Here is a 16,378-nt window from a genome sequence, read left to right on the forward strand (position 1 = left end):
AGAATAAAATGGCAAGAGATTTAAAATATACAAGGAATATAGGTATCGCTGCTCATATTGATGCTGGTAAAACAACAACAACTGAGCGTATCCTTTTCTATACAGGGGTGTCTCATAAGATTGGCGAGGTACACGATGGTGCTTCTACTATGGACTGGATGGAACAGGAAGCTGAAAGAGGTATTACCATTACTTCTGCTGCGACAACCTGTGAATGGCAGTTCCCTAGTGAAAACGGTAAGCCGACTGCTGATGCAAATGCATACCGTTTCAATATTATAGATACTCCGGGACACGTTGATTTTACCGTAGAGGTGAATCGTTCATTACGTGTATTGGATGGGTTGGTTTTCTTATTTAGTGCGGTTGATGGTGTTGAGCCTCAGTCTGAGACTAACTGGAGGCTTGCGGATAACTACAAGGTGCCTCGTATGGGGTTTGTTAACAAAATGGACCGTCAGGGTTCTGACTTCCTGAATGTTTGTAAGCAAGTTCGTGAGATGTTAGGTTCAAAGGCTGTGCCGATTGTATTGCCTATAGGTGATGAAGCTGACTTTAAAGGGATTGTTGACCTGGTTAAAAACAGGGCTGTTGTCTGGCATGAAGACAACTTCGGTTCTACTTTTGATGTGGTTGATATTCCTGAAGAAATGAAAGATGAGGTTCATCAGTACAGGGCGGAGCTTATTGAGGCTGTTGCTGAGTATGATGAGTCTTTGATGGAGAAGTTCTTTGAAGATGAGGATTCTATTACTGAGGATGAGATTCATGCTGCCTTAAGAGCTGCTGTGATGGATCTTAGTATCATTCCGATGGTTTGTGGTTCTTCATTTAAGAATAAAGGTGTGCAGTTCTTGTTGGATTGTGTGTGCAGGTATTTGCCTTCTCCGTTAGACAAGGATGATATTATCGGGACAAACCCGGATACTGAGGAGGAAGTGAAAAGAAAGCCGGATCCAAGTGCGCCTTTTGCTGCATTGGCATTTAAGATTGCTACAGATCCTTTCGTAGGTCGTTTGGCATTCTTCCGTGCGTATTCAGGTCACTTAGATGCTGGTTCTTATGTTTTGAATACCCGTTCAGGTAAGAAAGAACGTATTTCCCGTATCTATCAGATGCATTCAAATAAACAAAATGCGATCGATTTTATCGAGGCCGGTGATATAGGTGCTGCTGTTGGATTTAAGGATATTAAAACCGGTGATACATTGTCTGATGAGAAACATCCTATTGTATTAGAGAGTATGGATTTCCCTGACCCGGTAATTGGTATCGCGGTTGAACCTAAGACTAAAGCTGATGTTGATAAGTTAGGTGTTGCTTTGTCTAAGTTGGCTGAAGAGGATCCGACTTTCCAGGTTAAAACTGATGAAGCTTCAGGTCAGACTATTATTTCTGGTATGGGTGAGCTTCACTTGGATATTATCGTCGACCGTCTTAGACGTGAGTTTAAGGTGGAGGTTAACCAGGGTCAGCCTCAGGTTGAGTACAAGGAAGCTATTACGGCTACTGCAGATCACAGAGAGGTTTATAAAAAACAGTCTGGTGGACGTGGTAAGTTTGCGGATATCGTATTTACTATGGAGCCTGCAGAAGAAGGTAAAACCGGTCTTGAGTTTGTTAACGTTATCAAGGGTGGTAATATTCCGAAAGAATATATTCCTTCAGTAGAGAAAGGTTTCAGGGAGGCTATGAAGAATGGTCCTCTGGCCGGATTCGAAATGGACGCCATGAAAGTTACGCTTAAAGACGGTTCTTTCCACCCGGTGGATTCAGATTCACTTTCATTCGAATTGGCTGCTAAAATGGGTTACAAATCCGCTGCAAAAGCTGCGCGTGCTGTACTTATGGAGCCGATTATGAAATTGGAGGTCCTTACTCCGGAAGAGAACATGGGTGATATCGTTGGGGATCTTAACCGTCGTCGCGGTCAGGTGAATAACATGAGTGACCGTGCGGGTGCTAAGGTTATCAAGGCGGAAGTTCCGTTATCGGAAATGTTCGGATATGTTACGTCATTAAGAACATTGTCTTCTGGTAGAGCAACTTCAACAATGGAATTTTCTCACTATGCTGAAACTCCTTCAAATATTGCTGAAGAAGTGATTAAAAATGCTAAAGGAGTTAACGCTTAATTATTAGAAAGATGAGTCAAAAAATCAGAATCAAATTAAAATCATACGATCATAATCTAGTAGATAAGTCTGCTGAGAAGATTGTTAAGACGGTAAAAACTACCGGTGCGGTTGTTACGGGGCCAATTCCTTTGCCAACTCATAAGAAGATCTTTACTGTTTTGCGTTCTCCTCACGTGAACAAAAAATCCAGAGAGCAGTTTCAGTTGAGCTCTTATAAAAGATTGTTAGATATCTACAGTTCTTCTTCTAAAACTATCGATGCTTTGATGAAATTAGAGCTTCCTAGTGGTGTAGAAGTGGAGATCAAGGTTTGATAATACAATATTGGGCGAAGCCAACCGGCTTCGCCTAAAACATGTCCTGAGCTTTGAGCAAGGGAAAAACGGTGAAAAAATGCATTTCAGGGTTGAACGTGTTTTTTCGGCCCTGAAATTTTGTAAATAAGTAATATTAATAAATAGTAATTATGTCTGGGTTAATTGGTAAGAAAATTGGTATGACCAGTATCTTCGACGAAAACGGTAAAAATTTGCCGTGTACAGTAATTGAAGCTGGTCCATGCGTGGTTACCCAAGTCAGAACCAAAGAGGTTGACGGGTATGAAGCTCTTCAGCTTGGTTTCGATGACAAGGCAGAAAAACGTGCTAACAAGGCCGAGTTGGGTCATGCTAAAAAAGCAGGTGTTTCTCCTAAAAAACAAGTTGTCGAATTCCAGGATTTTGAAGGAGAGTATAAATTAGGTGATACTGTAACGGTAGAGCATTTTGTAGAGGGTGAATTTGTTGATGTGTCTGGTACATCAAAAGGTAAAGGATTCCAGGGGGTTGTTAAAAGACACGGCTTTGCCGGTGTAGGTCAGGCAACCCACGGTCAGCACAACCGTTTAAGAGCTCCCGGTTCGATTGGTGCGGCTTCATATCCTGCGAGAGTATTCAAGGGAATGAGAATGGCCGGTAGAATGGGTGGCGAAAAAGTTACAGTTCAAAACCTAAAGGTGTTGAAAGTAGTTCCGGAAAAGAACCTTATCGTTGTTAAGGGGTGTGTTCCCGGGCATAAAAACAGTTATGTAATCATTCAGAAGTAATGGAAGTAGCAGTATTAGATATAAATGGAAAAGAAACCGGGAGAAAAGTTACACTTTCTGATTCGGTTTTCGGTATAGAGCCTAACAACCATGCTATTTACTTGGATGTAAAGCGTTACTTGGCCAATCAGCGTCAGGGAACTCACAAGTCTAAGGAGAGAGCTGAAATTGCCGGAAGTACCCGTAAGATCAAAAAACAAAAAGGTACAGGTACGGCCAGAGCAGGTAGTATCAAGTCGCCGGTTTTTGTTGGTGGGGGTAGGATTTTTGGACCAAGGCCAAAAGATTATACGCAAAAATTAAACAAGAACGTAAAGAGATTGGCTCGTAAATCTGCTTTAAGTTTAAAGGCAAAAGAGCAATCGGTTATCGTTTTAGAAGATTTTAATTTCGATGCGCCAAAGACTAAAAATTTCACTAACGTTTTGAAAGCTTTAGGGTTAGCCGATAAAAAATCTTTGTTTGTGTTGGGTGATACAAATAATAATGTATATTTGTCGTCACGCAATTTAAAGAGTTCTAAAGTTGTAACTAGCTCAGAATTAAGTACTTATGGGATTGTTAATGCTAACAATATAGTGCTTTTAGAGGGTTCTTTAGAAGGAATTGAGTCGAACTTAAGTAAATAAGAAGCCAGATGAGTGTGTTGATTAAACCAATTATTACGGAAAAAGTGACCGCTGATAGCGAATTGAATAATCGTTATGGTTTCATTGTAAACCCGAAAGCTAACAAGTTGCAGATCAAAGAAGCTGTGGAGAATGCTTACGGGGTGACTGTTGAAAAAGTTCGTACAATGAATTACGGTCCTGAAAGAAAAACACGTTACACAAAAACCGGAATTCAGCACGGTAAGACGAATGCTGTTAAGAAGGCGATTGTACAAGTAGCGGAAGGAGATACTATTGATGTATATAGTAATATTTAAGAAAGACTAAGAAATGTCAGTAAGAAAATTAAAGCCAGTTACTCCTGGTCAGCGTTTTAGAGTGGTTAACGGTTTTGATGCCGTTACCACTGATAAGCCGGAGAAGAGTTTACTCGCTCCGATAAAAAAATCGGGAGGTAGAAACAACAAAGGTAAAATGACCATGCGTTATTTAGGAGGTGGTCATAAGAGAAAGTATCGTGTGATTGACTTTAAGAGAGCTAAAACAGGTGTTGAGGCTACTGTTGAGTCTATTCAGTACGATCCAAACAGAACTGCATTCATTGCATTGATACAGTATGCCGATGGTGAGAAATCTTATATCATTGCGCCAAATGGCTTGCAGGTAGGTCAAACTGTAGCTTCCGGTGCTGATGTGGCTCCGGAAATTGGTAATGCCATGCCGTTAAGAAACATGCCTCTTGGTACTATTATTTCTTGTATTGAGTTACGTCCGGGTCAGGGTGCTGTAATGGCACGTTCAGCCGGTGCGTTTGCTCAGTTGATGGCTCGTGAAGGAAAGTATGCGGTTGTGAAGTTGCCTTCTGGCGAAACCAGATTGGTTTTAGCAGACTGTGTAGCAACAATCGGTGCTGTGTCTAACTCTGATCATCAGTTATTGGTGTCTGGTAAGGCGGGTAGAAGCAGATGGTTAGGTAGAAGACCGAGAACCAGACCGGTAGTGATGAACCCGGTAGATCACCCGATGGGTGGTGGTGAAGGTAGAGCTTCAGGAGGTCACCCAAGATCTAGAAAAGGTTTACCGGCTAAAGGTTATAGAACTCGTTCTAAGACTAAGGCTAGTAACAAGTATATCGTAGAACGTAGAAAGAAATAAAAGTATTAAAAGATGGCACGTTCATTAAAAAAAGGACCTTTTGTACACTATAGTTTAGATAAGAAGGTTCAAGCTAATATAGAGTCTGGAAAGAAAACGGTCATTAAGACATGGTCTAGAGCGTCTATGATTACGCCTGACTTTGTTGGTCAAACCATAGCGGTTCACAATGGTCGTCAGTTTGTTCCTGTGTATGTTACAGAGAACATGGTAGGACATAAGTTAGGAGAATTTTCACCTACAAGATCGTTTAGAGGTCATGCAGGTGCAAAAAATAAAGGAAAAAAATAATAGGAGGCTATGGGAGTTCGTAAAAGAGAAAGAGCAGAGCAAATAAAAGATGCTAAAAAGAATTTAGCGTTTGCTAAGTTGAATAACTGCCCGACTTCACCTCGTAAAATGCGCTTGGTTGCGGATTTGGTAAGAGGTCAGAAAGTTGAAAAAGCACTTGCTATTTTAAAGTTTAGTCAGAAGGAAGCAGCTGGGCGTTTAGAAAAGTTATTGCTTTCGGCTATTGCTAACTGGCAGGCTAAGAACGAAGAGGCTAGTCTGGAAGACGCAGATCTTATCGTTCAGGAGATAAAAGTTGATGGAGGAAGTATGTTGAAAAGACTTCGTACTGCCCCTCAAGGTAGAGCACACAGAATCAGAAAGCGTTCTAATCACGTAACTATCGTGCTTGGAGCTAATAATAACACGCAAAGTTAAGATAGACAATGGGACAAAAAACAAATCCAATAGGAAATCGCCTTGGTGTCATTAGAGGATGGGAATCTAACTGGTACGGAGGTAACGACTACGGCGATAAATTAGCCGAAGACGATAAGATTAGAAAGTATATCCATGCTCGTTTATCTAAAGCTAGCGTATCACGTGTAATCATTGAGCGTACTCTTAAACTTGTAACCGTTACTATCACCACCGCTCGTCCCGGTATTATTATCGGAAAAGGCGGACAGGAGGTAGACAAGCTAAAAGAGGAGCTTAAGAAAATTACTAACAAAGAAGTTCAGATCAATATCTTTGAGATCAAAAGACCGGAGCTTGATGCCAACCTGGTTGCTGCGAGTATTGCTCGTCAGATCGAAAACAGGATTTCTTACAGACGTGCGATCAAAATGGCTATCGCTGCGGCTATGAGAATGAATGCCGAAGGTATTAAGGTGCAGATTTCAGGGCGTTTAAACGGTGCTGAGATGGCAAGATCTGAAGCTTACAAAGAAGGTAGGATTCCTTTGTCTACATTTAGAGCAGATATTGATTATGCTCTGGAAGAGGCTCATACTACTTATGGTAGATTGGGTGTTAAAGTGTGGATCATGAAAGGCGAGGTTTACGGTAAAAGAGAGCTTTCACCGTTAACAGGATTATCTAAGAAGCAAGGCAAAGGCGGAGCTTCCGGTAATAAAAAAGCTCGTCGTAGAAAGTAATTTTTTAAAGTAAAGAAAAATGTTACAACCTAAAAGAACAAAATACCGTAAGCAGCAGAAAGGCCGTATGAAAGGTGTTTCTCAAAGAGGTCATCAGCTTTCAAATGGTATGTTTGGTATAAAGTCGTTAGATTCTGAGTTCATTACTTCTCGTCAGATAGAGGCTGCTCGTATTGCGGCTACTCGTTACATGAAAAGAGAAGGTCAGTTGTGGATTAAGATCTTCCCGGACAAGCCAATCACTAAGAAGCCTTTAGAGGTGCGTATGGGTAAAGGTAAAGGTGCTCCAGAATACTGGGCAGCAGTTGTAAAACCAGGCCGAATTATGTTTGAAGTTGGGGGTGTTCCTCTGGATGTTGCTAAAGAAGCATTGCGTTTAGCAGCTCAGAAACTTCCTGTGAAAACTAAATTCGTTGTAGCAAGAGATTACAAGGCTTAATTAATTGAAAATTGATTATGAAACAGTCGGAAATTAAAGAATTGTCTGTTGCTGAGCTGCAAGAAAAGCTTGGTGAGTTTAAGAAACAGTATGCAGATTTAAAATTGGCTCATGCCGTTACTCCGTTAGAGAACCCACTTCAGATTAGAGGTGTAAGAAGGACTGTAGCGAGACTGGCATCAGAGCTTACTAAAAGAGAATTACAATAATTCGATTCTGCTTTAAGATGGAAAAAAGAAGTTTAAGAAAAGAAAGAGTAGGGGTAGTTACCAGTAACAAAATGGAGAAATCTATTGTTGTTTCAGAGGTTAAACGTGTAAAACACCCTATGTACGGAAAGTTCGTGTTGAAAACAAAGAAATATGTTGCACACGACGAAAAGAACGATTGCAACATTGGCGATACAGTAAAAATAATGGAGACTCGTCCGTTAAGTAAAACCAAGTGTTGGAGATTAGTTGAAATCATTGAAAGAGCTAAATAATTATGGTACAACAAGAATCTAGACTTAGAGTAGCTGATAATACCGGAGCTAAGGAAGTACTTACTATCCGTGTATTAGGTGGTACTAAAAGAAGATATGCTTCTGTTGGCGACAAAATTGTTGTGAGCGTTAAGGAAGCAACTCCGAACGGAAACGTTAAAAAAGGACAGGTATCTACTGCTGTAGTAGTTCGTACCAAAAAAGAGGTGAGAAGACCTGATGGTTCTTACATCCGTTTCGATGATAATGCTTGTGTGTTGTTGAATCCTGCCGGTGAAATGCGTGGAACCCGTGTATTTGGTCCGGTAGCAAGAGAATTACGCGATAAGCAATTTATGAAGATTGTATCATTAGCACCTGAAGTGCTTTAATACATTAACGTAGAAATGACAAAGCTAAAAATAAAATCAGGAGATACTGTAAGAGTAATTGCCGGAGATCACAAAGGTGAAGAGGGTAAGGTTGTTACTGTAGATCGTGAGAAGAACAGAGCGATTGTTGAGGGTGTTAACCTTGTGTCTAAGCATACAAAGCCTAGTGCACAAAATCCTCAAGGAGGGATCGTTAAGAAAGAGGCTCCTGTTCATATTTCTAATCTTTCGTTGATCGATCCTAAATCAGGAGAGGCTACAAGAGTAGGGTATGAAGAAAGAGATGGTAAGAAAGTGAGATTTTCTAAAAAATCTAATGAGGTTATCTAGTTATGGCTTACATTCCAAGATTAAAAACAGAATATAAGGAGCGCGTTATAGCAGCCCTTAGAGAAGAATACGGTTACGAAAATGTAATGCAAGTTCCTAAACTTGAAAAAATTGTAGTAAGCCGGGGAGTTGGTGCAGCTGTTGCCGACAAGAAACAAATAGATTATGCAGTAGACGAATTGACCAATATTACAGGTCAGAAATCGGTTGCTACTATATCTAAAAAGGATGTTGCTTCTTTTAAACTTCGTAAAGGTATGCCGATTGGTGCTAAAGTGACCTTGCGTGCTGAAAAGATGTACGAATTCTTAGATCGTTTGATCACTTCTGCGTTACCGCGTGTTAGAGATTTTAACGGTATAAGCGCTACTGGTTTCGACGGTAGAGGTAATTATAACCTAGGGGTACAGGAACAAATCATTTTCCCTGAAATTGATATTGATAAAGTGCACAAAATCTCAGGAATGGATATTACCTTTGTAACCACTGCTGAAACAGATAAAGAAGCGAAGTCATTATTAAGCGAATTAGGATTACCTTTTAAAAAGAACTAAGACATGGCTAAAGAATCAATGAAAGCCCGTGAGGTGAAAAGACAAAAACTGGTAGATAAGTATGCCGCTAAACGTAAAGCTTTGAAAGAAGCCGGAGATTATGAGGCATTACAGCAATTACCAAAGAATGCTTCGCCTGTACGTTTGCACAACCGTTGTAAATTAACAGGTAGACCTAAAGGGTATATGCGTACTTTTGGAATTTCTCGTGTAATGTTCAGGGAAATGGCAAACAAAGGTTTGATTCCAGGAGTTAAAAAAGCAAGTTGGTAAAAATTTTTAATTGGTAGCAAGTTCGGCGAAAGCCGAAAACTGTTACCGCAAATAAATACAGATGTATACAGATCCTATAGCAGATTATTTAACAAGAATCAGAAACGCTAACAGCGCAGGGCACAGAGTGGTAGAAATACCAGCTTCAAATTTGAAAAAAGAAATCACCAAGATCCTTTTCGATCAGGGGTATATCTTAAGTTATAAATTTGAAGATAACAACGTACAGGGTACTATCAAAGTTGCTTTAAAGTACGACAAGGTTACCAAAGAGCCTGTAATTAAGAAGATCCAACGTGTGAGTAAACCAGGTTTACGTAAGTATGTTGGTAATGCAGAACTTCCACGAGTTTTAAACGGATTGGGGATTGCTATTGTTTCTACTTCACACGGAGTAATGACCAGCAAGCAAGCTCAGAAAGAAAACGTAGGTGGAGAAGTTTTATGTTACGTTTACTAATAAATAAAGACAAGAAGAAATGTCAAGAATAGGAAAAAGTCCAATTAACATCCCTGACGGAGTGACTGTAACTATCGATAACGGTGTGATCACCGTTAAAGGTAAGATGGGCGAATTAACTCAAGAAGTTAAAGACATTACAGTTAAGCAAGAAGAAGGACAATTAATACTTGAGAGATTAGGCGATTCTAAAGATGTTCGTTCTAAACACGGTCTTTACAGAGCGTTGTTAAACAACATGGTGGAAGGTGTTTCTCAAGGATTTACTAAAGAGTTGGAGTTAGTAGGGGTTGGTTACAGAGCCAGCAACCAAGGCCAGAAATTAGACTTAGCTGTCGGTTTTTCTCACAACATCGTTTTAGAGTTAGCACCTGAAGTTAAAGTAGAAACTATTTCTGAAAAAGGGAAGAACCCTATTGTGAAACTTACTTCACACGATAAGCAATTAGTTGGCCAGATAGCTGCTAAAATTCGCTCGTTCCGTAAGCCAGAACCTTATAAAGGTAAAGGTATTAAGTTTGTAGGTGAACAAATTAGAAGAAAAGCAGGTAAATCAGCTTAATAATTAGCGTTATGGCATTAACAAAGACTGAAAGAAGACAGAGAATTAAAAACAGAATCAGAAAAGTGGTTAGCGGATCAGAGGCTAGACCAAGATTGTCTGTTTTTAGAAGTAATAAGGAGATTTATGTACAGCTTATCGATGACACTAACGGTGTTACCATAGCTGCAGCATCTTCAAGAGACAAAGAAATTAGTTCTGCTGAAGGAACTAAAAGCGAAATTGCTAAGCTTGTAGGTAAGGCAATAGCTGAGAAAGCTCTTAAAGCAGGTATCGATACCATTTCTTTTGATAGAGGGGGGTATTTATACCACGGTAGAGTAAAATCATTAGCAGAAGGCGCTAGAGAAGCAGGACTCAAATTCTAAGAAAACATGTATCAGAATTATAAAAACGTAGAAACAGTGAAGCCGGGCGGACTTGAATTAAAAGATCGTTTGGTAGGTGTGCAAAGAGTTACAAAAGTTACTAAAGGTGGTAGAGCTTTTGGTTTTTCTGCTATTGTTGTAGTAGGTGACGAAAATGGCGTTGTTGGTCATGGTTTAGGTAAATCTAAAGAGGTTGCCGACGCTATTTCCAAAGCCGTTGAAGATGCTAAGAAAAACTTGGTTCGTATCCCGTTGAGTAAAGGTACATTACCTCATGAGCAAAAAGGAAAATACAGTGGTGCTAGAGTATATCTTCAGCCAGCTTCACACGGTACCGGGGTTATTGCCGGTGGTGCTGTGCGTGCGGTACTTGAAGCTGTAGGAATACACGATGTATTATCTAAGTCTCAAGGTTCTTCAAACCCTCATAACGTTGTTAAAGCTACTTTTGACGCTTTATTACAATTAAGAGATGCGAAAACAGTAGCTGCTCAAAGAGGCATATCTCTGGAAAAAGTATTTAAAGGATAAATCAAGGATTACCATGGGAAAGATAAAAGTTACACAAGTAAAAAGCCAAATCAAACGTCCTCAGGATCAAAAGAGAACGTTAGAAGCTCTTGGACTTAAAAGAATAGGTCAGGTGGTAGAGCATGATACTACGCCAAACATCCTTGGTATGATCAACAAAGTTAAACACTTGGTTTCTGTAGAAGAAGCTTAAAAATAACAACAGTAGTTATGAGTTTAAGTAACTTACAACCTGCTAAAGGTTCAGTACATAGAGAAGGCAAAAGAGTAGGTCGAGGACAAGGTTCCGGAAAAGGAGGAACCGCTACTAGAGGTCATAAAGGAGCTAAATCTCGTTCTGGTTATTCTAAGAAAATTGGTTTTGAAGGTGGTCAGATGCCACTTCAAAGACGTGTTCCTAAGTTCGGTTTTACCAACTTTAACAGAAAAGAATACGTAGGGATCAATTTGAAAAGATTACAGGAGTTAGTTGATAAAGGAGTTGTTACGGATACCATTGATATGGATGTTTTGGTGAACAACGGCTTAGTTAATAAAAGAGATCTAGTAAAAATATTAGGTGGCGGTGAGCTTAAAACTAAATTAACAGTTACAGTTCACAAATTTACTGCTAGTGCAAAGGCGGCCATAGAGGCAGCAGGAGGAGAAGCAGTAAACCTATAAACCAACCATTTTACCATGAAGAAATTTTTTGATACTTTAAGCAACATTTGGAAGATTGACGAACTCAGAAACAGAATCATCCTGACATTAGGTTTATTGTTGGTTTACCGTTTCGGAGCGCATGTGATCTTACCAGGTGTTGATGGCGATCAATTGGCAGCATTAGATAGCAAGACCAGTACTGGTTTATTAGGTATATTAGACGCATTTACAGGAGGGGCTTTTGCCAAAGCTTCTGTTTTTGCGTTGGGAATTATGCCTTACATCTCTGCTTCAATTGTGGTTCAATTGATGGGAATAGCAATTCCTTATCTGCAAAAACTGCAAAAGGAAGGTGAAAGCGGAAGAAGGACAATAAATCAGATTACCCGTTGGTTAACAATCGGGATTTGTATTGTTCAGGCGCCGGCTTACCTATACGGATTGGGAGCTCTGGGAGTTCCCGATAGTGCATTTATACTAGGTAAAGGTTTAGATTTCATAATTCCATCTGTAATTATATTGGTTACAGGTACCATATTTGCTATGTGGCTTGGAGAAAAAATTACTGACAAGGGTATAGGTAATGGTATATCATTATTGATTATGATAGGTATCATTGCCCGTCTTCCCCAGTCGTTTGCTCAGGAATTTGCATCTAGAGTATCAGAAAATAATGGTGGTTTGATGCTGATTCTTATAGAAGTAATTATTTGGTTTGTGGTAATTCTTGCATGTATTATGCTTGTCATGGCTACACGTCAGATACCAGTACAATATGCAAGAAGAACTGCAACTGGAGGATATGAGAAGAATGTAATGGGAGCAAGACAGTTCATTCCCCTTAAGCTTAATGCTTCAGGGGTAATGCCGATTATCTTTGCTCAGGCCATTATGTTCGTTCCAAGTGCTTTAGCAAGTTTGTCCGATTCTGAAACTGCACAATCAGTTAAAGCAGCTTTCGGTGATATTTTCGGATTTTGGTACAACTTGGTATTTGCATTATTAATCATAGTGTTTACGTTCTTTTACACGGCTATTACGGTACCAACAAATAAAATGGCTGATGATCTTAAAAGAAGTGGCGGTTTTATCCCGGGCACACGTCCAGGTAAAGAAACTGGCGATCTTTTAGACAAGATAATGTCATTAATTACCTTCCCTGGATCATTGTTCCTGGCTATTATTGCAGTATTACCTGCAGTTGTCGTTAAGATCGTGGGTATCCAGCAAGGTTGGGCATTGTTTTACGGAGGTACATCATTGTTGATTATGGTAGGAGTTGCAATCGATACCATGCAGCAAGTAAATTCATACTTGTTGAACAGACATTATGATGGATTAATGAAAACCGGTAAAAACAGAAAAGTTGTAGCTTAATTATGGCAAAACAACCAGCAATAGAACAAGATGGGACTATAATCGAGGCATTGTCTAATGCAATGTTCAGAGTAGAACTTGAAAATGGTCATGTGGTAACTGCACATATCTCCGGCAAGATGCGAATGCATTACATTAAATTATTGCCGGGAGATAAAGTAAAACTCGAAATGAGTCCATACGACCTGACTAAAGCAAGAATAACATACAGATATTAAAGATTAGTTAGATGAAAGTAAGAGCATCACTAAAGAAAAGAAGTCCCGAGTGCAAAATTGTGCGTCGTAAGGGGAGATTGTACGTAATTAATAAAAAGAATCCTAGATTTAAACAAAGACAAGGATAGTTATGGCAAGAATCGCAGGGGTAGATTTACCAAAGAATAAAAGAGGTGTAATCGGATTAACATACATCTTCGGAGTTGGTAAAAGCAGAGCTAAAGAGGTTTTATCTCAAGCTCAAGTTAATGAAGACACTAAAGTATCAGAGTGGACTGACGATGAGATCGCCAGAATACGTGAGGCTGTAGGAGGTTTCAAAATCGAAGGAGAGTTACGATCTGAAGTTCAGTTAAACATCAAACGTTTAATGGATATCGGATGCTACAGAGGTATCCGTCACAGAAATGGTTTGCCTTTAAGGGGGCAAAGAACCAAGAACAACTCTAGAACTAGAAAAGGGAAGAGAAAAACTGTTGCTAACAAGAAAAAAGCAACTAAATAATTAGACATTAGTCATTAGAATTTAGAAGTTAGATGAATCTGCTTGAAATAGAAATGTTTAGGATTCTAACAACTAAAAGCTAACAACTAGAAACTAGAATAATATGGCAAAGTCAAATACAAAAGCTGCAAAAAAGCGCAATGTAGTTGTAGAAGCAGTAGGTGAAGCACACATGTCAGCAACTTTTAATAATATCATTATTTCTTTAACGAACAAGAAAGGTAGAAGCAGTAGGTGAAGCAGGATTCAGAGGTTCTAAAAAGAACACTCCTTATGCTGCTCAGGTTGCTGCAGAAGATGCAGCCAAAGTTGCTCAGGAAGCAGGACTAAGAAAAGTAAAAGTTTACGTTAAGGGTCCTGGTTCAGGAAGAGAGTCTGCAATCAGAACCATCCATAATGAAGGAATTGAAGTTACTGAGATTATCGATGTAACTCCATTACCACACAATGGATGTCGTCCTCCAAAAAGAAGAAGAGTTTAATAAATTTATTTTAAATTAGAGGATTTTAATCTATGATTATCGAAGGATTGCCTTAATTCATAATCAAAATCCTTCTTAATAACCAATAAGAAATGGCAAGATACACAGGACCAAAAACTAAAATAGCCCGTAAATTCGGAGAAGCTATATTTGGTGATGATAAATCTTTTGAAAAAAGAAATTATCCTCCGGGACAACACGGAAACTCTAGACGTAGAGGTAAAAAGTCTGAATATGCGATCCAGTTAATGGAGAAGCAAAAAGCTAAGTATACTTACGGTATCTTAGAGCGTCAGTTCAGAAACATATACAAAAAAGCAAACAGTAGTAAAGGTGTTACCGGTGAGGTATTACTACAGTTATGTGAATCTCGTTTAGATAATGTTGTATACAGAATGGGTATCGCCCCATCAAGAAGAGCAGCACGTCAATTGGTTTCTCACCGTCATGTTACTGTAAACGGTAATATTGTAAACATTTCTTCTTACCAATTAAAAGCAGGAGATGTTGTCGGAGTAAGAGAGAAGTCTAAGTCTTTAGAGGCTATAGAGAATTCATTGGCTGCTAATTCAAGCGTTTACGAGTGGATTACCTGGAACAATGAAAAGAAAGAAGGAACGTTTGTAGCAGTGCCGGAGCGTATTCAAATTCCGGAAAACATCAAAGAACAATTAATCGTCGAGTTATACTCTAAATAATAATTAGACAGCAGTCGTACTATGGCAATACTAAATTTTCAAAAGCCCGACAAAGTAATAATGATCGATTCAACCGATTTCGAAGGGAAGTTCGAATTCCGACCTTTGGAACCTGGTTATGGATTGACAGTGGGCAACGCACTACGAAGAGTTCTATTGTCCTCTCTGGAGGGTTTTGCAATTACATCAGTTAGAATAGATAGCGTAGAACATGAGTTCTCTACTATTGAAGGTGTAGTTGAAGATGTTACCGAGATCATCTTGAACCTAAAACAAGTTCGTTTTAAGAGACAAATAGATGATATCGATAACGAAACAGTTTCAATCTCTGTAACAGGCAAAGAACAAATTACTGCTGGAGATTTCCAAAAGTTTATTTCAGGCTTCCAGGTGTTAAATCCAGATTTAGTTATCTGTAACCTAGACCCAAAAGTAAACATCAATATGGAAATTGCTGTTGAAAAGGGTAGAGGGTATGTGCCAGCTGAAGAAAATAAGAAAGCGAATGCGCCTCTTGGAACAATCTTTACTGATGCTATCTATACTCCGATCAAGAACGTTAAGTATAGTATTGAGAACTATCGTGTAGAACAAAAGACTGACTATGAAAAATTAGTTTTTGAAATTGTTTCAGACGGTTCGATACATCCAAAAGATGCCTTAACAGAAGCTGCTAAGATCTTAATCCATCACTTCATGTTGTTCTCTGATGAGCGTATAACGCTTGAAGCTGATGAAATAGCTCAGACTGAAACATATGACGAAGAGTCGCTTCACATGAGACAGTTGCTAAAAACCAAATTGGTAGATCTAGATCTTTCAGTACGTGCTTTAAATTGTTTAAAAGCTGCAGAAGTAGATACGTTGGGTGATTTGGTTGCATTTAATAAGAACGACTTAATGAAATTCAGAAACTTTGGTAAGAAGTCATTAACTGAACTTGAAGAGCTTGTTAATAACAAGGGATTGAGCTTCGGTATGGATTTGGCAAAGTATAAATTAGATAAAGATTAACACCTGCATAATTTGCGCTCCACCCATGGCGGATTGAAGCAAGATGAAGGTTAAAAGTAAATGTCATGAGACACGGAAAGAAATTTAATCATTTAGGTAGAAAGACAGCGCACAGAAAAGCAATGTTTGCTAATATGGCCAGCTCTTTGATCGAGCACAAGCGTATTAACACTACCCTGGCTAAAGCTAAAGCTTTAAAAGTATTTATCGAGCCATTGGTTACTAAGGCAAAGCCTAGTAACAACACTGAGACTGACAAAAGAAACCATAACATGCGTGTAGCTTTCAGTTATTTAAGAGACAAGCAAGCGGTTAATGAGCTTTTTAAAGAAGTAGGTGTTAAAGTAGGAGATCGTCCGGGTGGTTACACTAGAATCATTAAACTAGGAAATCGTTTAGGGGATAATGCTGATATGGCTATGATAGAGTTCGTAGATTTCAATGAAACTTATACGACTGAAAAAGCTACTAAGAAGAAATCTACCCGTAGAGGAAGAAGTAAGAAGGTTTCTGCTGAAGTTGAAGAAGCTCCGAATCAGGAGAATACTGATACTAAAGAAACTTCACAAGAATAATGATTAATGTGAACAATCATATTAAAAGGGTAAACGTTTTCGTTTATCCTTTTTTTTTATATTATTTTTGCTAA

The 16,378-nt window shown here is 39.1% G+C and carries 29 protein-coding genes and 1 pseudogene; all 30 read left to right on the plus strand.

Annotated features, from left to right (window positions below):
• Window positions 1–8 precede the first annotated feature (8 nt).
• The 30 genes and pseudogenes from fusA to rplQ all read left to right on the plus strand — a co-directional run bounded on the left by fusA (window position 9) and on the right by rplQ (window position 16,304).
• On the plus strand, window positions 9–2,135 hold the full coding sequence (fusA, locus tag MQE36_RS08700; protein ID WP_242938766.1) for an elongation factor G: 2,127 nt from the start codon (window positions 9–11) through the stop codon (window positions 2,133–2,135).
• Between the two features lie 11 nt (window positions 2,136–2,146).
• Window positions 2,147–2,452: a 30S ribosomal protein S10 gene (gene rpsJ, locus MQE36_RS08705; RefSeq protein ID WP_007094989.1), complete on the plus strand. Its 306-nt coding sequence runs from the start codon at window positions 2,147–2,149 to the stop codon at window positions 2,450–2,452.
• A 152-nt stretch (window positions 2,453–2,604) separates the two neighbouring features.
• Entirely contained in the window at window positions 2,605–3,222 is a 618-nt protein-coding gene (gene rplC, locus MQE36_RS08710) for a 50S ribosomal protein L3 (protein WP_242938767.1), read from the plus strand.
• Window positions 3,222–3,851: a 50S ribosomal protein L4 gene (rplD, locus tag MQE36_RS08715; RefSeq protein WP_242938768.1), complete on the plus strand. Its 630-nt coding sequence runs from the start codon at window positions 3,222–3,224 to the stop codon at window positions 3,849–3,851. The genes rplC and rplD overlap by 1 nt, the downstream gene beginning before the upstream one ends.
• A gap of 8 nt (window positions 3,852–3,859) precedes the next feature.
• A complete protein-coding gene (gene rplW / locus MQE36_RS08720; protein WP_242938769.1) occupies window positions 3,860–4,150 on the plus strand; it encodes a 50S ribosomal protein L23 in 291 nt (96 codons plus the stop codon).
• Window positions 4,151–4,163: 13 nt separating this feature from the next.
• Complete coding sequence (gene rplB, locus MQE36_RS08725; protein ID WP_242938770.1) at window positions 4,164–4,988, plus strand: 50S ribosomal protein L2; 825 nt, start codon at window positions 4,164–4,166, stop codon at window positions 4,986–4,988.
• 12 nt (window positions 4,989–5,000) lie between these two features.
• Window positions 5,001–5,279 carry a 30S ribosomal protein S19 gene (gene rpsS, locus MQE36_RS08730; protein ID WP_242938771.1) on the plus strand — a complete coding sequence of 93 codons (279 nt, stop codon included), beginning with the start codon at window positions 5,001–5,003 and terminating at the stop codon, window positions 5,277–5,279.
• Between the two features lie 9 nt (window positions 5,280–5,288).
• Window positions 5,289–5,696 carry a 50S ribosomal protein L22 gene (rplV, locus tag MQE36_RS08735; protein WP_242938772.1) on the plus strand — a complete coding sequence of 136 codons (408 nt, stop codon included), beginning with the start codon at window positions 5,289–5,291 and terminating at the stop codon, window positions 5,694–5,696.
• A gap of 8 nt (window positions 5,697–5,704) precedes the next feature.
• On the plus strand, window positions 5,705–6,418 hold the full coding sequence (rpsC, locus tag MQE36_RS08740; RefSeq protein ID WP_242938773.1) for a 30S ribosomal protein S3: 714 nt from the start codon (window positions 5,705–5,707) through the stop codon (window positions 6,416–6,418).
• Between the two features lie 19 nt (window positions 6,419–6,437).
• Entirely contained in the window at window positions 6,438–6,857 is a 420-nt protein-coding gene (gene rplP, locus MQE36_RS08745; RefSeq protein WP_242938774.1) for a 50S ribosomal protein L16, read from the plus strand.
• Window positions 6,858–6,874: 17 nt separating this feature from the next.
• Window positions 6,875–7,066, plus strand: coding sequence for a 50S ribosomal protein L29 (gene rpmC / locus MQE36_RS08750; RefSeq protein ID WP_242938775.1), 192 nt, complete (start codon window positions 6,875–6,877; stop codon window positions 7,064–7,066).
• A gap of 17 nt (window positions 7,067–7,083) precedes the next feature.
• Window positions 7,084–7,341: a 30S ribosomal protein S17 gene (rpsQ, locus tag MQE36_RS08755; RefSeq protein ID WP_038260803.1), complete on the plus strand. Its 258-nt coding sequence runs from the start codon at window positions 7,084–7,086 to the stop codon at window positions 7,339–7,341.
• A gap of 2 nt (window positions 7,342–7,343) precedes the next feature.
• Complete coding sequence (gene rplN / locus MQE36_RS08760) at window positions 7,344–7,712, plus strand: 50S ribosomal protein L14 (RefSeq protein ID WP_242938776.1); 369 nt, start codon at window positions 7,344–7,346, stop codon at window positions 7,710–7,712.
• A gap of 15 nt (window positions 7,713–7,727) precedes the next feature.
• Window positions 7,728–8,042: a 50S ribosomal protein L24 gene (gene rplX / locus MQE36_RS08765; RefSeq protein WP_242938777.1), complete on the plus strand. Its 315-nt coding sequence runs from the start codon at window positions 7,728–7,730 to the stop codon at window positions 8,040–8,042.
• Window positions 8,043–8,044: 2 nt separating this feature from the next.
• Window positions 8,045–8,596 (plus strand): 50S ribosomal protein L5, encoded by a 552-nt coding sequence (gene rplE, locus MQE36_RS08770; RefSeq protein ID WP_242938778.1) that lies wholly within the window; start codon window positions 8,045–8,047, stop codon window positions 8,594–8,596.
• Window positions 8,597–8,599: 3 nt separating this feature from the next.
• Entirely contained in the window at window positions 8,600–8,869 is a 270-nt protein-coding gene (gene rpsN / locus MQE36_RS08775) for a 30S ribosomal protein S14 (protein ID WP_242938779.1), read from the plus strand.
• Window positions 8,870–8,930: 61 nt separating this feature from the next.
• A complete protein-coding gene (gene rpsH / locus MQE36_RS08780) occupies window positions 8,931–9,329 on the plus strand; it encodes a 30S ribosomal protein S8 (RefSeq protein ID WP_242938780.1) in 399 nt (132 codons plus the stop codon).
• 19 nt (window positions 9,330–9,348) lie between these two features.
• Window positions 9,349–9,891: a 50S ribosomal protein L6 gene (gene rplF, locus MQE36_RS08785; RefSeq protein ID WP_242938781.1), complete on the plus strand. Its 543-nt coding sequence runs from the start codon at window positions 9,349–9,351 to the stop codon at window positions 9,889–9,891.
• Between the two features lie 11 nt (window positions 9,892–9,902).
• Complete coding sequence (rplR, locus tag MQE36_RS08790; RefSeq protein ID WP_242938782.1) at window positions 9,903–10,259, plus strand: 50S ribosomal protein L18; 357 nt, start codon at window positions 9,903–9,905, stop codon at window positions 10,257–10,259.
• Window positions 10,260–10,265: 6 nt separating this feature from the next.
• Entirely contained in the window at window positions 10,266–10,790 is a 525-nt protein-coding gene (gene rpsE, locus MQE36_RS08795) for a 30S ribosomal protein S5 (protein ID WP_242938783.1), read from the plus strand.
• A gap of 13 nt (window positions 10,791–10,803) precedes the next feature.
• On the plus strand, window positions 10,804–10,983 hold the full coding sequence (gene rpmD / locus MQE36_RS08800) for a 50S ribosomal protein L30 (protein ID WP_242938784.1): 180 nt from the start codon (window positions 10,804–10,806) through the stop codon (window positions 10,981–10,983).
• A gap of 17 nt (window positions 10,984–11,000) precedes the next feature.
• On the plus strand, window positions 11,001–11,453 hold the full coding sequence (rplO, locus tag MQE36_RS08805) for a 50S ribosomal protein L15 (RefSeq protein WP_242938785.1): 453 nt from the start codon (window positions 11,001–11,003) through the stop codon (window positions 11,451–11,453).
• Between the two features lie 15 nt (window positions 11,454–11,468).
• Complete coding sequence (secY, locus tag MQE36_RS08810) at window positions 11,469–12,812, plus strand: preprotein translocase subunit SecY (RefSeq protein ID WP_242938786.1); 1,344 nt, start codon at window positions 11,469–11,471, stop codon at window positions 12,810–12,812.
• Between the two features lie 2 nt (window positions 12,813–12,814).
• Window positions 12,815–13,030 carry a translation initiation factor IF-1 gene (gene infA / locus MQE36_RS08815; protein WP_014031991.1) on the plus strand — a complete coding sequence of 72 codons (216 nt, stop codon included), beginning with the start codon at window positions 12,815–12,817 and terminating at the stop codon, window positions 13,028–13,030.
• A gap of 11 nt (window positions 13,031–13,041) precedes the next feature.
• Window positions 13,042–13,158 carry a type B 50S ribosomal protein L36 gene (gene ykgO, locus MQE36_RS08820; protein WP_074978891.1) on the plus strand — a complete coding sequence of 39 codons (117 nt, stop codon included), beginning with the start codon at window positions 13,042–13,044 and terminating at the stop codon, window positions 13,156–13,158.
• Window positions 13,159–13,160: 2 nt separating this feature from the next.
• Window positions 13,161–13,535, plus strand: coding sequence for a 30S ribosomal protein S13 (rpsM, locus tag MQE36_RS08825; protein WP_242938787.1), 375 nt, complete (start codon window positions 13,161–13,163; stop codon window positions 13,533–13,535).
• Window positions 13,536–13,638: 103 nt separating this feature from the next.
• Window positions 13,639–14,017: pseudogene (gene rpsK / locus MQE36_RS08830) on the plus strand (30S ribosomal protein S11).
• Window positions 14,018–14,109: 92 nt separating this feature from the next.
• On the plus strand, window positions 14,110–14,715 hold the full coding sequence (rpsD, locus tag MQE36_RS08835) for a 30S ribosomal protein S4 (RefSeq protein WP_242938788.1): 606 nt from the start codon (window positions 14,110–14,112) through the stop codon (window positions 14,713–14,715).
• Window positions 14,716–14,736: 21 nt separating this feature from the next.
• A complete protein-coding gene (locus MQE36_RS08840) occupies window positions 14,737–15,729 on the plus strand; it encodes a DNA-directed RNA polymerase subunit alpha (RefSeq protein WP_242938789.1) in 993 nt (330 codons plus the stop codon).
• Between the two features lie 65 nt (window positions 15,730–15,794).
• Window positions 15,795–16,304 (plus strand): 50S ribosomal protein L17, encoded by a 510-nt coding sequence (rplQ, locus tag MQE36_RS08845; protein WP_242938790.1) that lies wholly within the window; start codon window positions 15,795–15,797, stop codon window positions 16,302–16,304.
• The last annotated feature ends 74 nt before the right edge of the window (window positions 16,305–16,378 follow it).

The organism is Zhouia spongiae, assembly GCF_022760175.1.
GTDB classification, from domain to species: Bacteria; Bacteroidota; Bacteroidia; order Flavobacteriales; family Flavobacteriaceae; genus Zhouia; species Zhouia spongiae.

Coding starts and splice junctions, on each gene's coding strand:
- fusA (WP_242938766.1), top strand. CDS start 9: ATGGCAAGAGATTTAAAATATACAAGGAATATAGGTATCGCTGCTCAT.
- rpsJ (WP_007094989.1), top strand. CDS start 2,147: ATGAGTCAAAAAATCAGAATCAAATTAAAATCATACGATCATAATCTA.
- rplC (WP_242938767.1), top strand. CDS start 2,605: ATGTCTGGGTTAATTGGTAAGAAAATTGGTATGACCAGTATCTTCGAC.
- rplD (WP_242938768.1), top strand. CDS start 3,222: ATGGAAGTAGCAGTATTAGATATAAATGGAAAAGAAACCGGGAGAAAA.
- rplW (WP_242938769.1), top strand. CDS start 3,860: ATGAGTGTGTTGATTAAACCAATTATTACGGAAAAAGTGACCGCTGAT.
- rplB (WP_242938770.1), top strand. CDS start 4,164: ATGTCAGTAAGAAAATTAAAGCCAGTTACTCCTGGTCAGCGTTTTAGA.
- rpsS (WP_242938771.1), top strand. CDS start 5,001: ATGGCACGTTCATTAAAAAAAGGACCTTTTGTACACTATAGTTTAGAT.
- rplV (WP_242938772.1), top strand. CDS start 5,289: ATGGGAGTTCGTAAAAGAGAAAGAGCAGAGCAAATAAAAGATGCTAAA.
- rpsC (WP_242938773.1), top strand. CDS start 5,705: ATGGGACAAAAAACAAATCCAATAGGAAATCGCCTTGGTGTCATTAGA.
- rplP (WP_242938774.1), top strand. CDS start 6,438: ATGTTACAACCTAAAAGAACAAAATACCGTAAGCAGCAGAAAGGCCGT.
- rpmC (WP_242938775.1), top strand. CDS start 6,875: ATGAAACAGTCGGAAATTAAAGAATTGTCTGTTGCTGAGCTGCAAGAA.
- rpsQ (WP_038260803.1), top strand. CDS start 7,084: ATGGAAAAAAGAAGTTTAAGAAAAGAAAGAGTAGGGGTAGTTACCAGT.
- rplN (WP_242938776.1), top strand. CDS start 7,344: ATGGTACAACAAGAATCTAGACTTAGAGTAGCTGATAATACCGGAGCT.
- rplX (WP_242938777.1), top strand. CDS start 7,728: ATGACAAAGCTAAAAATAAAATCAGGAGATACTGTAAGAGTAATTGCC.
- rplE (WP_242938778.1), top strand. CDS start 8,045: ATGGCTTACATTCCAAGATTAAAAACAGAATATAAGGAGCGCGTTATA.
- rpsN (WP_242938779.1), top strand. CDS start 8,600: ATGGCTAAAGAATCAATGAAAGCCCGTGAGGTGAAAAGACAAAAACTG.
- rpsH (WP_242938780.1), top strand. CDS start 8,931: ATGTATACAGATCCTATAGCAGATTATTTAACAAGAATCAGAAACGCT.
- rplF (WP_242938781.1), top strand. CDS start 9,349: ATGTCAAGAATAGGAAAAAGTCCAATTAACATCCCTGACGGAGTGACT.
- rplR (WP_242938782.1), top strand. CDS start 9,903: ATGGCATTAACAAAGACTGAAAGAAGACAGAGAATTAAAAACAGAATC.
- rpsE (WP_242938783.1), top strand. CDS start 10,266: ATGTATCAGAATTATAAAAACGTAGAAACAGTGAAGCCGGGCGGACTT.
- rpmD (WP_242938784.1), top strand. CDS start 10,804: ATGGGAAAGATAAAAGTTACACAAGTAAAAAGCCAAATCAAACGTCCT.
- rplO (WP_242938785.1), top strand. CDS start 11,001: ATGAGTTTAAGTAACTTACAACCTGCTAAAGGTTCAGTACATAGAGAA.
- secY (WP_242938786.1), top strand. CDS start 11,469: ATGAAGAAATTTTTTGATACTTTAAGCAACATTTGGAAGATTGACGAA.
- infA (WP_014031991.1), top strand. CDS start 12,815: ATGGCAAAACAACCAGCAATAGAACAAGATGGGACTATAATCGAGGCA.
- ykgO (WP_074978891.1), top strand. CDS start 13,042: ATGAAAGTAAGAGCATCACTAAAGAAAAGAAGTCCCGAGTGCAAAATT.
- rpsM (WP_242938787.1), top strand. CDS start 13,161: ATGGCAAGAATCGCAGGGGTAGATTTACCAAAGAATAAAAGAGGTGTA.
- rpsD (WP_242938788.1), top strand. CDS start 14,110: ATGGCAAGATACACAGGACCAAAAACTAAAATAGCCCGTAAATTCGGA.
- MQE36_RS08840 (WP_242938789.1), top strand. CDS start 14,737: ATGGCAATACTAAATTTTCAAAAGCCCGACAAAGTAATAATGATCGAT.
- rplQ (WP_242938790.1), top strand. CDS start 15,795: ATGAGACACGGAAAGAAATTTAATCATTTAGGTAGAAAGACAGCGCAC.